Consider the following 732-nt stretch of genomic DNA (forward strand, 5'->3'; position numbering starts at 1 on the left):
GAAAAAACTCCAATATTTTCTTCAAACTTTCTTTCCCTTTCATTTATTCAATTGGCACCTTTCCCTAACTAATTCTAATTCCGATTTAATGAAAACTCAAAAACCCTTAATTGCCATCACAGGAGCTAGTTCTGGTATAGGAGCGGCTACGGCAAAGAAATTTTCCAAAGAGGGCTACCCATTGCTTCTAATGGCCAGGCGTCTTGAAAAAATGCAGTCCTTTAACCTTCCAAAAACTCTTTGTAAGCAGGTAGACGTGAGAAACTTGGATCAAATTCGAAATGCTATTCAAGAGGCAGAAGAAAAATTTGGTCCAGTAAATTGCTTGGTCAATAATGCTGGGATTATTTTTTGGGGGAATTTTATTGATCAAACCCATGATGCCAAAAAACAGGTTGTAGAAACCAACTTGATGGGTGTAATTAATGGAATGGAAGCTGTCCTAAAAGGAATGGTTCAAAGAGAAAAGGGAACCATTATCAATGTAAGCTCAGTCGCAGGACGGAGAACTTCGGGTGGAAATGCCATTTATGGTGGAACAAAATTCGCAGTTCATGCTTTAACAGAAATAGTTAGACAGGAAGTTTCCGGAAAGAATGTACGCCTAATCGTCATAGCTCCAGGTTTAACGGAAACCGAAATTTTTTCAAACATACCGGAAGCTTTTAAGCAAAGATATCATGAGTTAAAAGAAGAAACCGGAACCTGGCTGCCGGCTTCCTCCATAGCGAA

At 39.2% G+C, this 732-nt stretch carries 1 protein-coding gene; it reads left to right on the forward strand.

Annotated elements, in window-relative coordinates:
• Window positions 1-88: 88 nt before the first annotated feature.
• Window positions 89-732 (forward strand): SDR family oxidoreductase (locus tag E1171_RS00460; protein ID WP_155203039.1); only part of this gene is annotated, 644 nt, incomplete at its 3' end.

This window comes from Xanthovirga aplysinae (genome assembly GCF_009711365.1).
GTDB lineage: Bacteria > Bacteroidota > Bacteroidia > Cytophagales > Cyclobacteriaceae > Xanthovirga > Xanthovirga aplysinae.